The sequence below is a fragment of the Rhodococcus sp. P14 genome, assembly GCF_000256505.1.
Taxonomy (GTDB): Bacteria; Actinomycetota; Actinomycetes; order Mycobacteriales; family Mycobacteriaceae; genus Rhodococcus; species Rhodococcus ruber.
The window spans coordinates 1-267 of the sequence record NZ_AJFC01000139.1 but is presented as its reverse complement, the minus strand read 5'-3'; the positions used below and the strand labels follow the sequence as shown (position 1 = coordinate 267).

The following is a 267-nucleotide window of genomic DNA, read 5'->3' as shown; positions in this document are numbered from 1 at the left end:
GACCTTGGCCGATCTGTCGCAGATCGACCGCAGCTTCCTCGTCGCCATGGCGGTCGACGACGGTCCCAGCCGGATCGGCGACGTCGCACGACGCCTCGGCGTGAACGGCACCTACGCCAGCCAGTACCGGCTCCGGTTGATCAACGCCGAACTCGTCGAACCCGCCGGCTACGGCCGGCTCGACTTCACCATGCCCTACCTGCGCGAGTACCTGCGCGAGCATGCCGCCTCGATGGGCGTGCCGCCCCGAGAAGGGTGAGACGTCAA

The 267-nt window shown here is 68.2% G+C and carries 1 pseudogene; it reads left to right on the top strand.

The features are described 5' to 3' along the window. Positions 1–259 (top strand): annotated as a pseudogene (locus OEY_RS28280) (ATP-binding protein); the annotation flags it as partial. Between the last annotated feature and the right edge of the window lie 8 nt (positions 260–267).